This window comes from Enterococcus sp. BWR-S5 (genome assembly GCF_016745255.1).
GTDB lineage: Bacteria > Bacillota > Bacilli > Lactobacillales > Enterococcaceae > Enterococcus_L.
In genome coordinates, this window is record NZ_JADOEQ010000023.1 from 1 (window position 1) to 19,535 (window position 19,535).

Below are 19,535 nucleotides of genomic sequence, written 5' to 3' on the forward strand. Positions count from 1 at the left end.
ACACCAGTGTGGTGGCGATAGCGAGAAGGATACACCTGTTCCCATGCCGAACACAGAAGTTAAGCTTCTTAGCGCCGATTGTAGTGAGGGGTTTCCCCTTGTGAGAGTAGGACGCCGCCGCGCAAAATTCCGGCATAGCTCAGTTGGTAGTAGCGCATGACTGTTAATCATGATGTCGTAGGTTCGAGTCCTACTGCCGGAGTTTAAGCGAAAACCAGTTGGTTTTCGCTTTTTTTGTGTTATTTGTAAGAAGTATGTTAGAATCATAATTGTATGAAACATTTTGAAATAAATTATTAAAAAAATAATAAGCTCTTATCTAACAGTTTTGTCATACTAGTGCTTATATTTTAAAAGAAATGCCTATGTATCAGTCTTTCTTAAATTGTGCTTTAGTAGGAAAGGAAATTAGGACTTAAGTTTGAATCAACTCATTCTGACTTATGATATAATAATTTTATTGTGATAGCCAGTTTTGGGAGGGAAATACGTTGAAAATATTGTTATATTTTGAAGGTGAGAAAATATTAGCGAAATCCGGTATAGGTAGAGCATTGGATCACCAAAAACGTGCACTCTCTAAAGCAGGGATCGAGTATACATTAGATCCGGAGTGTACGGATTATGATATTTTGCATATCAATACTTATGGAATACATAGTCATGGAATGGTAAGTAAAGCGCGAAAATTAGGTAAGAAAGTAATCTATCATGCGCATTCTACTGAAGAAGATTTTAGAAATTCATTTATTGGTTCTAATACTATCTCTCCTTTAGTAAAAAAATACTTAGTCAGTCTTTATAAGAAGGCGGATCATATTATTACACCCACACAGTATTCAAAAGAGCTGTTGGAAGGATATGGGATAACTGTTCCAATCTCTGCAATTTCTAATGGAATTGATCTGAGTCGGTTTGAACCTTCCGTTGAGAAGGAACAGGCCTTTAAACAATATTTTAATATTAAGCCAGACGAAAAAGTAATTATCTGTGTTGGACTATTTTTTGAACGAAAAGGAATTACAGACTTTGTAAAGATTGCTGAGAAATTGCCGCAATATCGTTTCATTTGGTTTGGTCATACACCGATGTATTCCATTCCAAAGAATATCAGGGATATTGTAAAAGAGGAGCATCCTGCGAATGTAGAGTTTCCAGGATACATTAAAGGTGATATCATAGAAGGAGCCTATTCAGGTGCTGATTTGTTCTTCTTTCCTTCTCATGAGGAAACAGAGGGCATTGTCATCTTAGAAGCTCTGGCAAGTCGGCAGCAGATTCTAGTTAGAGATATTCCGGTTTATAATGGTTGGCTGGAAGAAAATGTTAATTGCTATATGGGGAACTCACAGGAAGAGTTTGAACAATTGATTCAAAAAATTCTAAATGACGAGTTGCCATCAACTGAAGAAGCAGGGTTTCAAACCGCTGAAGAAAAGAGCATTGAACGAATTGGCGATGAGTTGAAAAAGATATACGAAAAGGTACTTAAGATTGAGAGTAAAAATGAAAATGAAACGGTGATTCATCACAGTAATGGATTTTAACGGAGGGAAAAACAGTGAAAGTTGGATTTTTCACAGATACCTATTTTCCCCAAATTAGTGGGGTTGCAACATCTATACAGACATTGAAGGAAGAATTGGAACATAATGGTCATGAGGTCTATATCTTTACGACAACAGACCCTAATGCTTCTACATTTGAAGAGGATGTCATCCGAATGCCAAGTGTACCATTGGTATCATTCAAGGAGCGCAGAATTGTTGTTCGTGGAATGTGGTATGCGTATTTGATTGCGAAGGAATTGGATTTAGACTTGATTCATACCCACACAGAATTTGGTGCCGGGATGTTGGGGAAAATGGTAGCAAAGAAGTTGAAGATACCTGTTATTCATACGTATCATACAATGTATGAGGAGTATCTTCATTATATTGCCAAAGGGAAGGTGCTGCGTCCGACACACGTGAAGTATTTTTCCAAGGCATTTACGAACCATACAACCGGAGTAGTCTGCCCTAGTAAAAGGGTTATCAACAAGCTTCAAGAGTATGGAATAAAAATTCCTATGCGAGTAATACCTACAGGGATTGATATTGATAAATTTGATCGACCGGATATTACTGAAGAGATGGTCAAATCGTTGCGCAAAGAATTAGGTTTGACAGATGATAATTTGACCTTACTTTCATTGAGTCGAATTTCTTATGAAAAGAATATCCAAACAATTCTAAATGGGATGACAGAGATACTTGAAGAGTTTCCCAAGGCTCGTCTATTGATTGTTGGGAATGGACCTTATGCGGAAGACTTGAAGAAGCTTGCTGTAGAGCTTGGTATTAAGGAACAGGTAATCTTTACAGGAGAAGTTCCGAACGATGAAGTAGCAATCTATTACAAAGCAGCGAATTATTTTGTGAGTGCGTCTACTTCTGAAACACAGGGCTTGACGTATACAGAAGCGATTGCGGCAGGTGTTCCGTGTGTCGTTGAAGGAAATGATTATTTGAATGATTTATTGGATCATCGCTCATTGGGAATTACATTTGAAAAGGATGAAGATTTTGCCCAAGCATTTATTAATTATGTTCATGAAAAAAATTCCTGTGATCAGCATGTAATCAGCAAGAAGCTCTATGAAATTTCATCTACCTATTTTGGTGAGCGAATGATTGATTTTTATACAGATACAATTAGCTACTATCAGGAGGCAATTCTTTCTGAGAAGGAGAGCTTTGTTTCGATAGAAAAAATAAAAGTCAAATTTATTTCTTTGAGAAAACAATAAAAATGTAAAAACTTTTGTTTGTAGTTTATACTATAAACAAAGGTTTTTTTATTTTGGCGTGAAAGGGATGCAGCTATGAGAACAATTGGTTTTATTGGAATTGGTGTAATGGGTCATTCGATTGTGACAAACATGATGAAGCATGGTTTGAGTGTCAATGTCTATAATCGAACAAAAAGTAAGACAGATGAACTGGTTCGTAACGGAGCAGTTTGGAAGGATACACCCGAGGAAATCGCAAAGGCAAGTGAAATTATTTTCACAATGGTCGGCTTTCCTCAGGATGTAGAAAAGGTTTATTTTGGTGAGCAAGGAATATTTAAGACAGACGTATCAGGAAAAATTCTTGTGGATTTAACGACGAGTACGCCATCCTTAGCTATCAGAATTGCTAAGGAAGCTGAGACATGTGGCGCTGCTGCATTAGATGCTCCTGTTTCCGGCGGTGATCTTGGTGCAAAAAATGGCACATTGACGATTATGGTTGGAGGCAATGAAGAAGCTTATAAAACTCTGGTGCCGGTCTTTGAGACATTTGGCAAGACGTTCAATTTACATGGTACTGCCGGCAAAGGGCAGCATACGAAGATGGCCAATCAAATCATGATTGCGGGTACGATGACTGGAATGACTGAAATGCTGGTTTATGCAGAGAAGGCTGGCTTGGATTTGGAAAAAGTTATTGAAACCTTAGGCGGCGGTAGTGCGTCAAATTGGTCGATGAATAACTATGGACCAAGAATCTTAAAAGCGGACTATTCTCCCGGCTTTTTCGTTAAGCATTTTATCAAAGATTTGAGAATTGCTTTGGATGAAGCAAGAGCGATGGAAATTACTCTTCCTGCTACTAAAATGGCGGAAGAACTATATAGCCAATTGGCTGAAAAAGGATTTGAGAATGACGGAACACAAGCACTGATAAAGCTTTGGTGGGGAGCGGAAGGATGAGCTGCTAAATTTTTATTAAGGAACGGCAAAAAAGTGAAAAAAATTTACGAAAAATCATGCAAGATAGGTAATGTTTTGTTACAATGGTACAGGAATGAAACTTAGTTCGCCAAGGGAGGTCAAGTTATGAAGCAATCACAGTTAGTAGCGATCATCAAAAGACTTGAAGCAATGACAGAAGCAAACGATAATGAACTACAAGTTCGTCGTTTTGAACGTGAAGGCGTCGAGAAATGCCTGGTAAGTTATGATAAAACGACTGATACTTTTGAATTGACAGAAGCAGATAGTCAACAAAGCTATCAATTTGATAATATCGATATTGTAGCAATGGAGATCTATGACTTGATCCAGTAATACAGGATTGATACTTGCATTGCTCACGACTTAAAGAGGAGAGGCAGAAGAGCTGCTTCATCCATTATCCGGGTTTAGAGTAGAAAAAGACAACCGAGACGTATGTCTCGGCTGTCTTTTTTTAATTTGCTTGCGTTAGCTCTTCAAACAGTTTATGCACCGTTGTTTTTTCATGGATTCGATAAGCATTGGAGCCTGCAAACACCAACGCATGGTTTGGGTCTTTCCTCACGGCATTCAACAAGGTTTCTGAAATGCAGTAAGGAATCGTTTTACGGTCGCAGTGTTTATAAGAAAGACAGTTTCGGCATTTCTCAATTGGAATCGTTTCGTGCTTAATTCTTTCTGTAAATTGATTTTTGATTGCACGTCCGGGCATTCCAACAGGACTTTTAATTACTGCGATGTCTTCTTCTTTCGCTTCGATGTATGATTGTTTATAAGAGTCAGGTGCATCACATTCTTCGGTGACAACAAAGCGTGTAGCCATTTGTACACCGGAACAGCCTAAATTGAGGTAATGATCGATATCGGCGCGATCATACACGCCTCCGGCAAAAATAACCGGAATCGTCTGATTGAACTCTTTGCCAAATGCATTGACTGTTGCAATAATCTCTTTTAGCTCGTCATCCATTTTTTCAATGCTCTCATCCATTGAATCAGCTTTGAAGCCTAGGTGACCACCGGCTTTCGGTCCTTCCACAACCACAAAATCTGCGGTTTTATTATAACGCTTTTTCCACAGACCTAGAAGCACCTTGGCTGCTTTGTTAGAAGAGACAATTGGGGCAATTTTTGTCTTGCTTCCTTCAACCAGCTCCGGTAGATTGACAGGCAAGCCAGCACCACAAATGATTACGTCAGCTCCGACTTCTACACAGCGTTTTACATAGCGCTCATATTGAAATGTCGCCGCCATGATATTAAAGCCGACAATCCCGCCTTTTGCGATTTCTTTCGCTTTATCAAACTGTTTTTTTATTGCATCCATATTCGCTCTCAGTGGAGATTTTTCAAACATTTCTTCTTGGTATCCAATTTGTGCGGTTGAAAGAATACCGATGCCTCCTTCTCTGGCAACGGCTCCTGCTAAGTTTGCCAGACTCACACCAATACCCATCCCGCCCTGTATAATAGGGATCTTTGCGACAAGTTTGTCTATCACCAATGGTTTTAAAGTCATGTCTATGCTCCTTGTGTTCACATATTTTAAAATAAAAAGTTTGAATGTCAAACTAAATTTACTATAGACAGTTCTGATAGAATTGTCAAACCTTTTCTTTAAAGGATGAATCAAAGCCATTGTTTTTAATGAGTAAAATCAGTTGATTTGATTGAATTTTATTAAAGAAAAGAATAAAAAACAGAAAATTCCTTGCAATTATGAAATGAATGATATATAGTTTGATTGTCAAACGATTTGATTATCAAAGTAATTACGGATGGTGTACATGATGGAACCAGATTTGGAAACAGTAAATGATTATCTTGTCAGTGTATTTAACGATATATTGACAATCGAAGAGTCAGAATTGAAAAAATCAAAATTTAAAGACTTATCAATCACGGAAATGCATACGATTGAGGCTATCGGCATGTATAAAAGAAAAACGTCTTCAGAAGTAGCCAAAGAGCTGGCTATTACTGTAGGGACTTTGACCGTAGCAATCAATAACCTTGTAAAAAAGGGGTATGTGGAACGCATTCGAAGTGAAGATGATCGTCGCGTTGTAAAGCTGGGGCTGACTAAAAAAGGAAAGCTGCTTTATCGTGTTCACCAGCATTTTCACCGCGAGATGGTCAAAAACATTTTGAATGGTATGGAACCGGAAGAAGAAAAAGCTCTGCTGAAAGCATTGAAGAACCTCCATGATTTCTTACAGGAATATAAGTAAAAACGGGAGAGCATGCAGGAGGAACAGATGAATCGATATGGAAAGATAACTTGTACAGGAAAATACATTCCGACAAAGCAGGTAACGAATGACGCACTTAGTCAATTCATGGATACTTCTGATGAATGGATCAGCAGCAGAACAGGTATTCATTCTCGCCACGTTGTAACAAGTGAAAATACGTCTGACTTATGCACGAAGGCGGCATTGAAGCTGTTGGATAAATCAAAGCTGTCTCCTGAGACAATTGACTTTATTATCGTTGCAACAATTACACCGGATTATCAAATGCCATCAGTTGCCTGTCAGGTTCAAGCAGGCATCAAGGCAATGAATGCTTTTGCTTTTGATATTAGCGCTGCCTGTTCCGGCTTTGTTTATGCCCTTAGCATTGGTGAAAAGCTGATTCGAAGCGGGTATAACAGAGGAATCATTCTTGGTGGAGAGACGTTATCTAAAGTGCTTGACTGGGATGATCGAAGTACCGCGGTGCTTTTTGGCGATGGTGCTGCCGGTGTCATATTGGAAGCAGCAGAGACACAGCATATTTTGGCAGAAAGCCTTCATTCAGATGGTAGTCGGGGAGAGTCACTGACTTCGGGATTTGTCCCAAACACTAGTCCATTTTATGAAAAGAAGGATGAACAAAGCAGCTGGTTGGAAATGAATGGTCGGGCAATTTTTGATTTTGCAATGAGTGATGTTGCAAAAAGTATTCGGGATGTGTTGGACAAGAATGAGGTGGAGGTAGATTATTTTCTACTGCACCAGGCGAATATACGAATGATTGATAAGATGGCTCGTAAGCTGAAGCTGCCTAGAGAAAAATTCTTGACCAGCATGGATAAATATGGAAACACGTCGGCAGCAAGCATCCCTATTTTATTGGATGAAGCGGTCGAGGCGGGAACATTGGTATTAGGTACACAACAAAAAGTGATGTTAACAGGCTTTGGCGGTGGCTTAACTTGGGGCTCGATGCTCCTGACACTGTAGAATCTGTTCACATATAAATTTAAAAAGTAAAATTTTGGAGGAATATACACATGATTTTTGAAAAAATTCAAGGAATTATCGTAGAAGAGTTAGGAAAAGAGCCTGAAGAAGTAAAATTGGAAACAAACATCCAAGAAGAATTGGATGCTGACAGCTTGGACTTATTCCAAATTATCAATGAAATCGAAGATGCATTTGACGTGAAAATTGAGTCAGAAGAAGGCATCGTAACTGTTCAAGATTTAGTAACATATGTAGAAAAACAAAAAAACAGCTAATCGTTGTTAGATAAAACGTAAGGCTGATCTAATGGTTGAGTCAGGATAGATTTCTGGTTCACCGTTTGAAAGAGGTTGGGACAGGAGTGTTCAGCTTCAAGACAATAAGGAAGCGATGTTCACCGTGTTCGGCTTATACTGGTTGTTAGTCATCTGTTTAGTTTTTTAGAAAACGACTAACAGCCGGAGTGTCCGGCAGGAACAGCAATGCAAGCTTTGGACATCCCGAAGCTTGCATTGAAGTTCAACGTGAACGATTTTGTGCATTTCTTTATGGCTTGATAGGGTGGACTCTTGTCCCGATATTTATTTCTGCCGATTATCGGCAATCATGTGAAACTATACATATTCAATTTTTTACTCAACTTAAAGCAATTATTTTTTTAGGATAAAGGATGTATCAATTTATGCAATCAAAAATATGTGAACTATTAAATATAGAATACCCTATTCTGCAAGGTGGAATGGCGTGGATCGCTGATGCAGCATTAGCTGGAGCTGTTTCAGAGGCAGGAGGCTTAGGGATTATCGCTGGTGGAAATGCACCAAAGGAAGTCGTTCAAGCCGAGATACGAAAAATCAAAACAATGACAGACAAACCATTTGCTGTAAATATTATGCTGCTGTCTCCATTTGCAGATGACATTGTAGATTTGGTTTGTGAAGAAGGCGTTCCTGTGGTTACTACAGGAGCCGGGAATCCAAGCAAGCATATGGAGCGTTTTAAAGCACTTGGAATCAAAGTAATTCCAGTAGTACCTTCTGTTGCTCTGGGTACTCGAATGGAAAAAATTGGCGCGGATGCTGTTATCGTGGAAGGCATGGAGGCCGGCGGGCATATTGGCAAATTAACAACAATGAGTCTTGTTCCTCAAATTGTAGATGCGTTATCGATTCCTGTAATCGCAGCTGGTGGGGTAGGCGACGGTCGAGGCATGGCGGCTGCACTAATGCTTGGTGCAGAAGGCGTTCAGGTCGGCACCCGTTTTCTTATTGCAACGGAATGTACGGTGCATGAGAATTATAAGCAGAAAATTATCAAAGCTAGAGACATCGACACAGTAGTGACTTGTCAACATTTTGGTCACCCAGTTCGGGCAATAAAAAATAAATTGACGCGTGAGTACGATCAGCTGGAAAAACAGGAACTAAAAAATGAAATTCCTGATACGCAGAAGTTTGATGAGCTAGGACATGGTGCACTACGAAAGGCTGTAGTTGAAGGTGATATGGACCACGGCTCAGTCATGGCAGGACAAATTGCCGGTATGATTAAAAAAGAAGAAACCGCAAAAGAAATCATTGAATCGTTCATGAAAGAAACGAAAGAAGTCATTGAACTAGAAATGAAACGCTTTGGCTAGAATGTCGCATAATAGAAAAATCATGCAAGGAAAATAAAGATACAGATAAATTAAATGTCCCGAGTAACCGCAAGTAACAATGCGATAAGTTTGAGTTGCTTGGTCATCGGACCGCCAAAAAGAAGAAACTAGACAGTTACCTGGCTAGTTTCCTCAAATGAATGAAGGAGAACTATTGCCCTTTGCAGGACCATCTAGGGCAATAGCTATCGGACCACCAGAATGAAGATACACGTCAGTTACCTGATGTGTATCTACAACAAACCAAAGGAGAACTATTGCCCTTTCGTAGGACCGTCTAGGGCAATAGCTATCGGACCACCAGAATGAAGATACACGTCAGTTACCTGATGTGTATCTTCAACAAACCAAAGGAGAACTATTGCCCTTTCGTAGGACCATCTAGGGCAACAGCTATCGGACCATCAGAATGAAGGTTCTCGTCAGTTACCTGATGAGAATCATCAACAATTAAAAGGAGAGCCATTACTCTTTTATAGGACCATTTAGAAGTAATGGACATCGGACCAGTAAAAAGAAGAAACTAGACAGTTACCTGGCTGGTTTCCTCAAATGAATGAAGGAGAACTATTGCCCTTTTGCAGGACCATCTAGGGCAATAGCTATCGGACCATCAGAATGAAGGTTCACGTCAGTTACCTGACGTGAATCATCAATAATTTAAAGGAGAGCCATTACTCTTTTATAGGACCATCTAGAAGTAATGGACATCGGACCACCAAAATGAAGATACACATCAGTTACTTGGTGTGTATCTACAACAAACCAAAGGAGACCGGATAATCTATGAAAACAGCTTTTGTATTTAGTGGGCAAGGTGCTCAATATGTCGGTATGGGAAAAGAGCTTTACGAACAGGAGAAAGTAGTCAAAGAGACATTTTCAGAGGCGAGTGAGGTGCTTGGCTATGACATGGCAGAGCTTTGCTTCACTGAAAACGAACAGCTGAATCAAACCATGTATACACAGCCGGCGATTTTGACTGTTAGTACGGCGTTTAATCGAGTTTTGCAGAAGCATGGTTTTACTCCTGATATCACCGCTGGATTAAGTCTTGGAGAATACAGTGCGTTGGTTGCAAGTGAGGCTCTTTCTTTCAAAGAAGCAATCGCTTTGGTTGCTAAAAGAGGGCAGTTCATGACCGAAGCTGCGCCAACCGGAACGGGTAAAATGGTTGCTGTGATGAATGCAGAACGTTCGCTGATTGAAGAATGCTGTGAGAAAGCAGCAGAACTCGGCATCGTATCCCCGGCAAACTATAATACACCGCAGCAAATTGTTATTGGTGGTGAGGCTGAAGCCGTTGATCAAGCAGTTGCTCTATTGAAGGAGCAGGGCGTAAAGCGAATGATTCCTTTGAATGTCAGTGGTCCTTTCCATACAGCATTATTGAAGCCGGCTTCTGAGCAATTGGCGGAAGAGTTGAAGAAAATAGATTTTCAAGAACCGAAAATCCCAGTTATCAGTAACACAACAGCCGAGGTGATGCCGGCGGGAGATATCAGAGAGCTCCTGACACAGCAGGTTATGAAAGCTGTTCGTTTTGCTGATAGTATCGAAACGATGAAGCAACTAGGCGTAGGTAGAATCATCGAAGTAGGTCCGGGAAAAACATTAACTGGTTTTATTCGAAAAATTGATAAAGAGATTTCAACAGGTCGTGTAGAAGATTGTGCGACGTTAGCTGAGACCTTAACACTTTTAAGCGAGGGATAGAGAATGGACGTAAAAGGGAAAAATGTATTTGTTACCGGCAGCAGCCGAGGAATCGGAAAAGCTATCGCACAGACCTTTGCTCAAAAAGGTGCGAACATTATTTTAAATGGTCGGGGCGAAATTTCAGAGGAACTGATTGATGAAATAAAAAGTAACGGTGTTGCTTGTGTCGGAATTTCCGGAGATATTTCAGATTATGAAGCAGCTGGAGAGATGATTGAGAAAGCAGTAGAACAGCTTGGCAGTATTGATATTCTAATCAACAATGCGGGTATCACTAATGATAAATTGCTATTGAGAATGTCCGGAGAGGATTTCTCGAAGTGTATCGATATTAATCTGACTGGAACGTTTAACATGACACAGCATACAGTAAAACGTATGATGAAGCAGCGAAGCGGGCGTATTATCAATATGACGAGTGTCGTTGGTTTGATGGGAAATGTCGGTCAAGCAAACTATTCAGCAAGTAAGGCTGGTGTAGTCGGGTTTACAAAATCTGTAGCCAGAGAGGTTGCAGCAAGAGGAATTACTTGTAATGCAATTGCTCCAGGCTTTATTGAAACAGAAATGACTGCAGTGCTTTCCGATGATATCAAGAAAAAAATGAATGAACAAATCCCATTAAAAAAATATGGTCAGACGGAAGATGTTGCTAAGGCAGCTGTATTCTTAGCTGAAAGCCCATATATCACAGGTCAGGTACTGAATATTGATGGCGGATTGGTCATGCAAGGATAAACGAACCGGTTGGGAGGAAAAATCAAATGAATCGAGTAGTGATTACAGGGTACGGTGTAACGTCTCCAATTGGAAATGATGCACAAACCTTTTTAGAAAGTTTAAAAGAAGGCGTGAATGGAATCGGTCCAATCACAAAGTTTGATGCTGAAGAAACAGGAGTAGCTTTAGCAGCTGAGGTTAAGGAATTTCCATTTGATAAATATTTTGTGAAAAAAGATGGTAAGCGAATGGATTTGTTTTCACTTTATGGCATCTATGCTGCGCTGGAAGCCGTGAAGATGAGTGGCATTGATAAGGAACAGATTGATGTCGATCGCTTTGGTGTCATGGTGGGTTCTGGAATCGGCGGGCTTCAAACGATTCAGGATCAGGTCATTCGAATGCACGATAAAGGACCACAACGGGTAAGCCCATTATTTATTCCAATGGCTATCGCTAATATGGCAGCAGGAAACATTGCTTTGCGAATTGGTGCGAAGGGTATCTGTACATCCATCGTTACGGCTTGTGCCAGTGCGACAAATTCAATTGGTGAGGCCTTCCGCAATATCAAACATGGGTATTCGGATGTGATTGTAGCAGGAGGAACAGAGGCGTCGATTACTGAAATCGGCATTTCCGGTTTTTCTTCCTTAACAGCATTGTCTCATGCGACAGACAAAGACCGAGCGTCTATTCCTTTTGACAAAGACCGAAATGGTTTTGTGATGGGCGAAGGTGCAGGCGTGTTTGTCCTTGAGTCTTTAGAGCATGCGCAGCAGCGGGGAGCAACGATTTTAGGTGAAGTTGTCGGATATGGTGCAAATTGTGATGCGTACCATATGACTTCTCCAACGCCGGACGGCAGCGGAGCAGCGAAGGCAATGAAGCTGGCGATGGAAGAAGCTGGTATTACACCTGAACAGGTTGGTTATATCAATGCCCATGGTACAAGTACACCGACAAATGACAGTGCGGAATCAAGAGCCATCGAGCTGGCAATGGGTGAAGCGACGAAAGATATTCGTGTCAGCAGTACTAAGAGTATGACAGGACATCTATTGGGCGCTGCCGGAGGAATCGAAGGGATTGCTACACTGAATGCCTTACAGCATCAATTTATTCCTCCAACCATCGGCTTGCAAAATAAGGACGAGGAAGTGACTGTAAATGTTGTTGCAAATACGAGTCAGCCTCATAGTTTTGATTATGCATTAAGTAATTCATTAGGGTTTGGCGGACATAACGCTGTTATCTGCTTGAAACGCTGGGAGGATCAGTAATAATGGATATCAAAGAAGTAAAAGAACTTTTAGCACAATTCGATCAATCAAGCTTAACTGAGTTTGATTTAAGAGAAGGCTCTTTTGAGCTTTATATGAATAAAAACAATGTTTCACAACGAACAGTTCAAGCACAGCCTGAAGTAGAGAAAGCATCCGAAGCTGTGCCAAGTGCTGTAGAAGCAGAACCAAAAATCTCAGCACGACCGGCGGAGGTACCTTTACCGGCAGCAACAGAGGGCGAAGAAATCACCTCTCCACTTGTTGGTGTAGTGTATTTACAGCCTGCACCGGATAAAGCAATGTTCAAATCTGTCGGCGATAAAGTGAAAAAGGGCGAAGTGGTTTGTATTGTTGAAGCCATGAAGCTGATGAACGAAATCACGTCGACTATCGATGGAACAATCACAGAAATATTAGTTGAAAATGAAGCAATTGTGGAATATAATCAACCAATATTCCGTGTATCTAAAGGAGAATAATCTATGAATATTCAAGAAATCATGGAAATCATTCCGCATCGCTATCCGTTTTTGCTCTTAGATAGAGTAGAGGAAATGGTAGCCGGAGAAAAAATTATTGCTAAAAAGAACGTAACAATGAACGAACAGTTTTTCCAAGGACATTTTCCTGGAGAACCAGTGATGCCAGGTGTTTTGATTATTGAGGCATTAGCACAGGCTGGGGCAGTTGCGCTGCTTTCTATGCCGGATTTCAAAGGGAAAACTGCCTATTTTGGTGCAATGGATAAAGTGCGTTTCAGACAAAAGGTCGTTCCGGGAGATACACTGACTTTAGAAGTGGAAATCCTAAAGGTAAAATCAGTTGCCGGAACAGGTAAAGGGATTGCAAAAGTGAACGGTAAAAAAGTTGCCGAAGCAGAAATTACTTTTATGATTGGATAGATGCGTATGTTCTCAAAAATTTTAATTGCCAACCGTGGTGAAATTGCCGTACGTATTATTCGAGCGTGTAGAGAATTAGGTATTCGAACCGTTGCGGTTTATTCGGAAGCAGATCGAGATGCCATGCATACACAGCTGGCTGATGAAGCGATTTGTATCGGACCGGCGAAAGCGACTGAATCTTACTTGAATGTACAGCGCGTGTTAAGTGCCGCGATTGTAACGAATGCAGAAGCGATTCATCCCGGGTTTGGTTTTTTATCAGAAAACAGTCAATTTGCTTCTATGTGTGAAGAATGTAACCTGACGTTTATTGGACCAAAATCAGAGACGATAGATGCAATGGGAAACAAGATTAATGCAAGAAGACTGATGATTGAAGCGGATGTTCCTGTAATCCCGGGGAGTGAAGGGGTTCTTGATACTGTTGATGAAGCATTGGCAGTCGCTGAAAAAATTGGTTACCCGGTCATGCTTAAAGCAGCGGCCGGAGGCGGAGGTAAAGGAATTCGCAAGGTCATGAGTAAGGACGACCTACCTGCTCAGTTTGACTCTGCCCAGCAAGAAGCGAAAGCCGCCTTCAACAATGGAGACATGTATATCGAGAAAATTGTTTATCCTGCACGCCACATTGAGGTGCAGATACTGGGTGACAATTTTGGTCATGTGATCCACCTTGGGGAACGTGATTGTTCGTTGCAAAGAAATAATCAGAAAGTAATGGAGGAATCTCCTTCCGTTGTCATTTCAGATGAAAAACGTGTACTTCTTGGTGAAACGGCTGTCCGAGCAGCCAAAGCAGTTGGTTATCAAAATGCCGGAACAATTGAATTTTTAATGGATGCTTCCGGTGAGTTTTATTTCATGGAAATGAATACACGTATTCAGGTCGAGCATCCTGTTACTGAGATGGTTACAGGCATTGATTTGGTAAAGGCACAAATTAAAATTGCTGCAGGGGAAGAATTGACGATTCAACAAGAGGATGTCATACTTTCTGGTCATGCGATTGAGTGTCGAATCAATGCAGAGAATCCTGCATTCAATTTTGCTCCGGCACCGGGAACAATCGAAAATTTACTTTTACCAAGTGGCGGTATGGGCTTGCGTGTGGATAGCGCAATGTATTCAGGCTACAAAATCCCTCCATACTATGATTCTATGATTGCGAAGGTTATCGTGCATGGAGAAAACCGTTTTGATGCCTTTATGAAAATGCAGCGAGCATTGAGCGAGATTGTCACTGATGGACTGATGACAAATGCCGAATTCCAGTTAGATTTAATTACTCATGAAAGTGTTCTTGCCGGAGATTACGATACAAGCTTCCTACAAGAAACCTTCTTACCAACATGGGAACCGGAATCAGAGCAATAGATAATGGATAGTTGAAAAGAAAGAGGAAGACCATTACTCTTGTGCAGGAACTACTAGAAGTAATGGCTATCGGACCCCAAAAATGAAGACATAGGTCAGTTATCTGACCTATATCCTCGAAAAGAAAAAGGAGAACCGTTACTCTTGTTTAGGAACCACTACGAAAATTGTCTCTACGAGTCTAGCATAGCTGCGATTCCCTAGACAATGTATCAATTCGGTTTTAAGAAAGTGCTTCTACGAGTCTCATATTGTTTCGATTCTCGAAGCAAATGCGTCTACTTGGAAAAGCATTGGATAACGGACCTCCAAAAAGAAGAAATAGGTCAGTTACTTGACCTATGTCCTCAAAAAGAAAAAGGAGTACCATTACTCTTGTGCAGGAACCTCTAGAAGTAATGGATAACGGACCTCCAAAATGAAGAAACAGAGCAGTGACCTGACCTGTTTCCTCAAAAAGAAAAAGGAGTTTAGACATGGCTTTATTCAAAAAGAAAAACTACATTCGTATCAATCCGAATCGTGATGCTCATTCTGATACTAAAAAGCCTGCTGTTCCAGATAACATGTGGGCAAAATGCCCGAGCTGTAAGCAGACCCTTTATACAAAGGATATGGGACCTGAAAAGACTTGTCCTTATTGCGGCTACAGCTTTAGGATTAATGCTTGGGAAAGGCTGTCCTTAACAGTTGATGAAAAAAGCTTTTCTGAATGGGATACTGACGTTGAGACGAACGATCCATTGAATTTCCCAGATTATCCGGCGAAAATTAAGACGATGCAGGAGAAAACAGCTCTTCACGAAGCAGTATTGACCGGTCAGGCAGTGATTGGCGGTGTGCCGGTAGCTATTGGTGTGATGGATGCAAATTTCATCATGGGAAGTATGGGAACGGTTGTCGGTGAAAAAATCACTCGATTGTTTGAACGTGCCTTGAAGGAACAGTTTCCGGTGATTATCTTTACAGCTTCCGGTGGCGCACGTATGCAGGAAGGAATTATGTCATTGATGCAGATGGCGAAAATTTCAGCTGCATTAAAACGGCATAGTAATGCTGGTTTGTTGTATATTACAGTCTTAACTGATCCAACAACTGGTGGTGTGACTGCCAGCTTTGCAATGGATGGTGACATTATTTTGGCGGAGCCGCAGAGCTTGATTGGCTTTGCAGGAAGACGAGTGATTGAACAGACAATCAGACAAGAGCTGCCTGAGGATTTCCAGAAAGCAGAGTTTTTACTAAGCCATGGCTTTGTAGATAAAATTGTACCTAGAAACCAACTAAAGGACACGTTAGCAACGATTCTTAAAATGCATACAATGGAGGGATGGTCGTAGTGATGGAAAAAACAGCAAATGATATCGTCACGCTTGCCCGATCGCAGGACCGCTTTACTTCATTGGAGTATATCGATGCTATTTTTGATGATTTTATTGAGTTTCATGGGGATCGTTACTTTGGTGATGATTTAGCAATTGTTGGCGGTATTGCTACCTTGGCCAGCAAGCCAGTTACTGTTGTTGGTATTCAAAAAGGGCGAAATCTTCCAGAGAATATTGATCGTAATTTTGGAGCACCCCATCCGGAAGGCTATCGTAAAGCGTTACGCTTAATGAAACAGGCTGAAAAATTCAATCGTCCGGTCATCACTTTTATCAATACTGCCGGCGCATATTGCGGAATTGGCGCGGAGGAACGTGGTGAAGGAGAAGCGATTGCCAAAAATCTGATAGAGATGTCTGATTTGAAGGTACCAATCCTTTCTATCATCATTGGTGAAGGCGGTAGTGGCGGCGCATTGGCACTTGCTGTAGCAGATGAAGTGTGGATGTTGGAGCACACCATTTATGCGATTTTATCTCCTGAAGGGTTTGCTTCGATTTTGTGGAAAGATGGCAGTCGAGCGAAAGAAGCGGCAGAGCTGATGAAAATCACAGCAAAAGAGCTGAAAGAGCTGACAGTTATTGATCGCATCATACCGGAAGAGGTAAATGGCGAAGCGCTGGAACAGCCGAAAATTAATCGAATGATTCAAAAGGCGTTGATTAGTAAATTGACAGAATTATCTGCGTTATCCAAAAGTCAGCTAATAGAAAATCGCTATCAGCGATTTAGAAAATTTTAATTGTGTATATCCTGCACTTATCATAAGAAGAAGCCCGAGCATTTTGTTAAGGCTTCTTTTTTTGTATAAAAAAATAGATAAATATGTATTTAGACGTTAATCGTGCATAAAATTTCATAAAATAGATAAAAATGGATGATTTTTCATTTTCGTTGTGTTATGATAAGAACACTTAAGAAAGGCAATCTTTTATTCTTTACGAGGGGATGTCTGAAAACGATTGGGCATCTGAATGTTTTCAGATACATTCTAAAGAAGTCGGGATGAGTAAAAAGATAACTTGCTGAATATCAGCTATAAAGAAGGGGTTAGTCATATGAAAAAAATGAAGACAGTAATCATCGCAGCATTATCCTTAGTCGTTTTAGCGGCTTGCGGAGGGAACAATGAAACCAAAGATTCCGGCAGCGCCAAATCAGAAAGCGCATTGGATGCAATCAAGGAAAAGGGCAAGCTGGTTGTCGGGACATCAGCGGATTTTGCGCCATTTGAGTTCAAAACATTAGTTGATGGAAAAGATACGATTGTCGGCTCTGATATTGACATGGTCAAAGCAATTGCTGAGAAATTGGGTGTAGAGGTAGAGTTCATGGATATGCAGTTTGATGCAGTATTGGTTGCTCTTCAGCAAAATAAAGTAGATATTGCTGTATCAGGTATTTCAGCGACTGCCGAACGGAAAAAATCGTTTGATTTCTCTGTCCCTTACTATAATCCACCGCAAAAAATTGTGATTAACAAAAAGAATAAAGATACCTTTACATCTATTGAATCATTGAATGGGAAAAAGGTTGGGGCGCAAAAAGGCTCGATTCAAGAAGGAGTTGTAGAAGCTCAATTGCCGGACTCGCAGAAGGTATCGATTCCACGTGTACCTAATTTGATTGTTGAATTAAATCAGGGATCAATTGATGCATTGGTTCTTGAAGAAACGATTGCAGAATCATATCTAAGTCAGAATTCAGATTTGATGATTGCAGATATAGAGTTAATATCTAGCGAAGATGAAGCGTTTGCGATTGCCTTGCCAAAAGGTCAAGATGACTTGAAAAAAGAAATCGACAGCATTTTACAAGAGATGATTGATGATGGCTCAATTGATCAGTATGTACAAGATGCAATGACTTTGGCTGATAAGAATACAGAAGAATAAGTTGGAGGTCAGCACATGAATTTTTCTTTTTTAGGAACCTATAGTCAATATTTTATTTCCGGAGCTGGTGTAACAGTCATTATCTCCTTGGTTACGGTATTTTTCGGCACGTTACTAGGTGTGCTGATTGCCTTGCTAAAGCTTTCCAAGGTAGCTCCTTTACGTTGGATTGCGAATGTGTACATCGAGATATTTCGTGGTACACCGATGCTGATTCAAGTGCTGATTGGATTTGGTCTGTTGCAGAATCTTTTTCCATCCTTCAACGTCCCTGTAGGAATTTTGACCATTGATGTAGGACGTTTAGTCCCCGGTATGATTGTCTTATCTTTAAATTCCGGAGCTTATGTTGCTGAAATTGTTCGGGCAGGAATCACTGCAGTCAATTATGGACAGACAGAAGCGGCACACTCACTGGGTCTGCGCCCAATACAGGCGATGAGATATGTTATTTTACCGCAGGCATTACGCAATATTTTGCCGGCGTTGGGTAACGAATTCATTATCCTGATTAAGGATTCTTCTCTGCTGTCGATTATCGGAATCAATGAGCTGCTAAGCAGTGCACAGACAGTGATTTCCAGCACCTATATCCCGCTGGAGCCTTATTATATCGCTGCAGCTATCTATTTTGTCATGACATTCTTGACATCCAGAGCACTGGCAGCATTTGAGAAAAAATTAGGAAAAGGATACCATCGATAGGAGAGAAACTATGGAAAAAGCAATCATCGATATTCAACATTTGTATAAAGCTTTCGGGGATGTTCAGGTTTTGAAGGACATAGACTATCAAGTGCAGCAAGGGGAGGTAGCCGTTATTATTGGGCCTTCCGGTTCAGGAAAAAGTACCTTTCTTCGCTGCTTGAATCTTCTTGAAACACCAACATCAGGAAAAATCTTTTTTGAAGGAACTGATATCACCGATAAAAAAAATGATATTTTCAAAATGAGAGAAAAGATGGGGATGGTCTTTCAACAATTCAATTTGTTTCCTAATATGACGGTCATGGAAAATCTGGTGCTGTCACCCACTAAAGTAAAAAAGATGACAAAGGAAGTAGCGGAAGAAGTTGCTTGGCAATTATTGAAGAAGGTTGGTCTTGAAGAAAAAGCTTCAGACTACCCGCAATCGTTATCCGGTGGTCAGCAGCAGAGAATTGCGATTGCCAGAGCACTGGCAATGGAGCCGGATATTATGCTGTTCGATGAGCCGACATCAGCCTTGGACCCTGAAATGGTGGGTGAAGTCTTGCATGTAATGAAAGAGCTGGTTGATGAAGGGATGACCATGGTCGTTGTGACACATGAGATGGGCTTTGCCAAAGAAGTAGGAGATACCATCTTATTTATGGATGGTGGAAAAATCGTCGAGCAGGGACCGCCTGAGCAGATTTTCGATCAACCTAGAAGTGAGCGAACAATTGATTTTCTCAGCAAAGTACTCTGAAAATTGATTCTTATCAGACATAGCAACGAATCATCAGCATTTATAGAAATTTTTGCTGAAATGCAGTATAATACTACAGAAGAGGTCGGGACAAAAGTCATGAAGCTTCATAGAAGCAGACTTTGTCCCGCTATTTGTTCACTTTTT

The 19,535-nt window shown here is 40.7% G+C and carries 20 protein-coding genes, 1 tRNA gene and 1 rRNA gene; 21 read left to right on the forward strand and 1 reads right to left on the reverse strand.

Features of this window, described 5'->3' with window-relative positions; genetic code table 11:
* Positions 1-7 precede the first annotated feature (7 nt).
* From rrf to IW510_RS19600, 6 genes are all read left to right on the forward strand, one after another.
* Positions 8-123 (forward strand): 5S ribosomal RNA (gene rrf, locus IW510_RS19575).
* Positions 124-128: 5 nt separating this feature from the next.
* A tRNA-Asn gene (locus IW510_RS19580) sits at positions 129-202 on the forward strand.
* Positions 203-491: 289 nt separating this feature from the next.
* A complete protein-coding gene (locus tag IW510_RS19585) occupies positions 492-1,547 on the forward strand; it encodes a glycosyltransferase family 4 protein (protein WP_202062577.1) in 1,056 nt (351 codons plus the stop codon).
* 14 nt (positions 1,548-1,561) lie between these two features.
* Entirely contained in the window at positions 1,562-2,791 is a 1,230-nt protein-coding gene (locus tag IW510_RS19590) for a glycosyltransferase family 4 protein (RefSeq protein ID WP_202062579.1), read from the forward strand.
* Between the two features lie 75 nt (positions 2,792-2,866).
* Positions 2,867-3,739, forward strand: coding sequence for an NAD(P)-dependent oxidoreductase (locus IW510_RS19595; RefSeq protein WP_202062581.1), 873 nt, complete (start codon positions 2,867-2,869; stop codon positions 3,737-3,739).
* 126 nt (positions 3,740-3,865) lie between these two features.
* Positions 3,866-4,096: a YkuJ family protein gene (locus IW510_RS19600; protein WP_202062584.1), complete on the forward strand. Its 231-nt coding sequence runs from the start codon at positions 3,866-3,868 to the stop codon at positions 4,094-4,096.
* Between the two features lie 121 nt (positions 4,097-4,217).
* Here IW510_RS19600 and IW510_RS19605 read toward each other — a convergent pair whose 3' ends face one another.
* Positions 4,218-5,282 carry an NAD(P)H-dependent flavin oxidoreductase gene (locus IW510_RS19605; protein WP_202062586.1) on the reverse strand — a complete coding sequence of 355 codons (1,065 nt, stop codon included), beginning with the start codon at positions 5,280-5,282 and terminating at the stop codon, positions 4,218-4,220.
* Between the two features lie 271 nt (positions 5,283-5,553).
* Between IW510_RS19605 and fabT the strand changes: the two genes are divergently transcribed.
* From fabT to IW510_RS19680, 15 genes are all read left to right on the forward strand, one after another.
* A complete protein-coding gene (fabT, locus tag IW510_RS19610; RefSeq protein ID WP_202062667.1) occupies positions 5,554-5,994 on the forward strand; it encodes a fatty acid biosynthesis transcriptional regulator FabT in 441 nt (146 codons plus the stop codon).
* 27 nt (positions 5,995-6,021) lie between these two features.
* Positions 6,022-6,990: a beta-ketoacyl-ACP synthase III gene (locus tag IW510_RS19615; RefSeq protein WP_202062588.1), complete on the forward strand. Its 969-nt coding sequence runs from the start codon at positions 6,022-6,024 to the stop codon at positions 6,988-6,990.
* A 50-nt stretch (positions 6,991-7,040) separates the two neighbouring features.
* Entirely contained in the window at positions 7,041-7,268 is a 228-nt protein-coding gene (locus IW510_RS19620; protein WP_202062590.1) for an acyl carrier protein, read from the forward strand.
* 407 nt (positions 7,269-7,675) lie between these two features.
* Positions 7,676-8,632: an enoyl-[acyl-carrier-protein] reductase FabK gene (gene fabK / locus IW510_RS19625; protein WP_202062592.1), complete on the forward strand. Its 957-nt coding sequence runs from the start codon at positions 7,676-7,678 to the stop codon at positions 8,630-8,632.
* Between the two features lie 807 nt (positions 8,633-9,439).
* On the forward strand, positions 9,440-10,369 hold the full coding sequence (fabD, locus tag IW510_RS19630; RefSeq protein ID WP_202062594.1) for an ACP S-malonyltransferase: 930 nt from the start codon (positions 9,440-9,442) through the stop codon (positions 10,367-10,369).
* Positions 10,370-10,372: 3 nt separating this feature from the next.
* The gene (fabG, locus tag IW510_RS19635) at positions 10,373-11,110 is read left to right on the forward strand and encodes a 3-oxoacyl-[acyl-carrier-protein] reductase (RefSeq protein WP_202062596.1); all 738 of its coding nucleotides are present in this window, start codon (positions 10,373-10,375) and stop codon (positions 11,108-11,110) included.
* A 26-nt stretch (positions 11,111-11,136) separates the two neighbouring features.
* Positions 11,137-12,375, forward strand: a complete 1,239-nt coding sequence (fabF, locus tag IW510_RS19640) for a beta-ketoacyl-ACP synthase II (protein WP_202062597.1) — start codon at positions 11,137-11,139, stop codon at positions 12,373-12,375.
* Between the two features lie 2 nt (positions 12,376-12,377).
* On the forward strand, positions 12,378-12,857 hold the full coding sequence (gene accB, locus IW510_RS19645; protein ID WP_202062600.1) for an acetyl-CoA carboxylase biotin carboxyl carrier protein: 480 nt from the start codon (positions 12,378-12,380) through the stop codon (positions 12,855-12,857).
* Positions 12,858-12,860: 3 nt separating this feature from the next.
* Complete coding sequence (gene fabZ / locus IW510_RS19650) at positions 12,861-13,280, forward strand: 3-hydroxyacyl-ACP dehydratase FabZ (protein WP_202062603.1); 420 nt, start codon at positions 12,861-12,863, stop codon at positions 13,278-13,280.
* A 6-nt stretch (positions 13,281-13,286) separates the two neighbouring features.
* Positions 13,287-14,657, forward strand: coding sequence for an acetyl-CoA carboxylase biotin carboxylase subunit (locus IW510_RS19655; RefSeq protein ID WP_202062605.1), 1,371 nt, complete (start codon positions 13,287-13,289; stop codon positions 14,655-14,657).
* A 476-nt stretch (positions 14,658-15,133) separates the two neighbouring features.
* Entirely contained in the window at positions 15,134-15,997 is an 864-nt protein-coding gene (accD, locus tag IW510_RS19660) for an acetyl-CoA carboxylase, carboxyltransferase subunit beta (protein WP_202062607.1), read from the forward strand.
* Positions 15,998-15,999: 2 nt separating this feature from the next.
* Positions 16,000-16,785 carry an acetyl-CoA carboxylase carboxyl transferase subunit alpha gene (locus IW510_RS19665; RefSeq protein WP_202062669.1) on the forward strand — a complete coding sequence of 262 codons (786 nt, stop codon included), beginning with the start codon at positions 16,000-16,002 and terminating at the stop codon, positions 16,783-16,785.
* Between the two features lie 316 nt (positions 16,786-17,101).
* Positions 17,102-17,938: a transporter substrate-binding domain-containing protein gene (locus tag IW510_RS19670; protein ID WP_202062609.1), complete on the forward strand. Its 837-nt coding sequence runs from the start codon at positions 17,102-17,104 to the stop codon at positions 17,936-17,938.
* Between the two features lie 15 nt (positions 17,939-17,953).
* Positions 17,954-18,643, forward strand: a complete 690-nt coding sequence (locus tag IW510_RS19675; protein WP_202062611.1) for an amino acid ABC transporter permease — start codon at positions 17,954-17,956, stop codon at positions 18,641-18,643.
* Between the two features lie 10 nt (positions 18,644-18,653).
* Positions 18,654-19,388 carry an amino acid ABC transporter ATP-binding protein gene (locus tag IW510_RS19680; RefSeq protein ID WP_236674835.1) on the forward strand — a complete coding sequence of 245 codons (735 nt, stop codon included), beginning with the start codon at positions 18,654-18,656 and terminating at the stop codon, positions 19,386-19,388.
* Positions 19,389-19,535: the final 147 nt, after the last annotated feature.

Bases quoted from the DNA above. Each gene is read 5' to 3' on its own strand.
- IW510_RS19620 (WP_202062590.1), top strand. From the start codon at position 7,041: ATGATTTTTGAAAAAATTCAAGGAATTATCGTAGAAGAGTTAGGAAAA.
- accD (WP_202062607.1), top strand. From the start codon at position 15,134: ATGGCTTTATTCAAAAAGAAAAACTACATTCGTATCAATCCGAATCGT.
- fabG (WP_202062596.1), top strand. From the start codon at position 10,373: ATGGACGTAAAAGGGAAAAATGTATTTGTTACCGGCAGCAGCCGAGGA.
- IW510_RS19675 (WP_202062611.1), top strand. From the start codon at position 17,954: ATGAATTTTTCTTTTTTAGGAACCTATAGTCAATATTTTATTTCCGGA.
- accB (WP_202062600.1), top strand. From the start codon at position 12,378: ATGGATATCAAAGAAGTAAAAGAACTTTTAGCACAATTCGATCAATCA.
- fabT (WP_202062667.1), top strand. From the start codon at position 5,554: ATGGAACCAGATTTGGAAACAGTAAATGATTATCTTGTCAGTGTATTT.
- IW510_RS19605 (WP_202062586.1), bottom strand. From the start codon at position 5,282: ATGACTTTAAAACCATTGGTGATAGACAAACTTGTCGCAAAGATCCCT.
- IW510_RS19670 (WP_202062609.1), top strand. From the start codon at position 17,102: ATGAAAAAAATGAAGACAGTAATCATCGCAGCATTATCCTTAGTCGTT.
- IW510_RS19595 (WP_202062581.1), top strand. From the start codon at position 2,867: ATGAGAACAATTGGTTTTATTGGAATTGGTGTAATGGGTCATTCGATT.
- fabD (WP_202062594.1), top strand. From the start codon at position 9,440: ATGAAAACAGCTTTTGTATTTAGTGGGCAAGGTGCTCAATATGTCGGT.
- fabF (WP_202062597.1), top strand. From the start codon at position 11,137: ATGAATCGAGTAGTGATTACAGGGTACGGTGTAACGTCTCCAATTGGA.
- IW510_RS19680 (WP_236674835.1), top strand. From the start codon at position 18,654: ATGGAAAAAGCAATCATCGATATTCAACATTTGTATAAAGCTTTCGGG.
- fabZ (WP_202062603.1), top strand. From the start codon at position 12,861: ATGAATATTCAAGAAATCATGGAAATCATTCCGCATCGCTATCCGTTT.
- IW510_RS19615 (WP_202062588.1), top strand. From the start codon at position 6,022: ATGAATCGATATGGAAAGATAACTTGTACAGGAAAATACATTCCGACA.
- IW510_RS19665 (WP_202062669.1), top strand. From the start codon at position 16,000: ATGGAAAAAACAGCAAATGATATCGTCACGCTTGCCCGATCGCAGGAC.
- IW510_RS19600 (WP_202062584.1), top strand. From the start codon at position 3,866: ATGAAGCAATCACAGTTAGTAGCGATCATCAAAAGACTTGAAGCAATG.
- fabK (WP_202062592.1), top strand. From the start codon at position 7,676: ATGCAATCAAAAATATGTGAACTATTAAATATAGAATACCCTATTCTG.
- IW510_RS19655 (WP_202062605.1), top strand. From the start codon at position 13,287: ATGTTCTCAAAAATTTTAATTGCCAACCGTGGTGAAATTGCCGTACGT.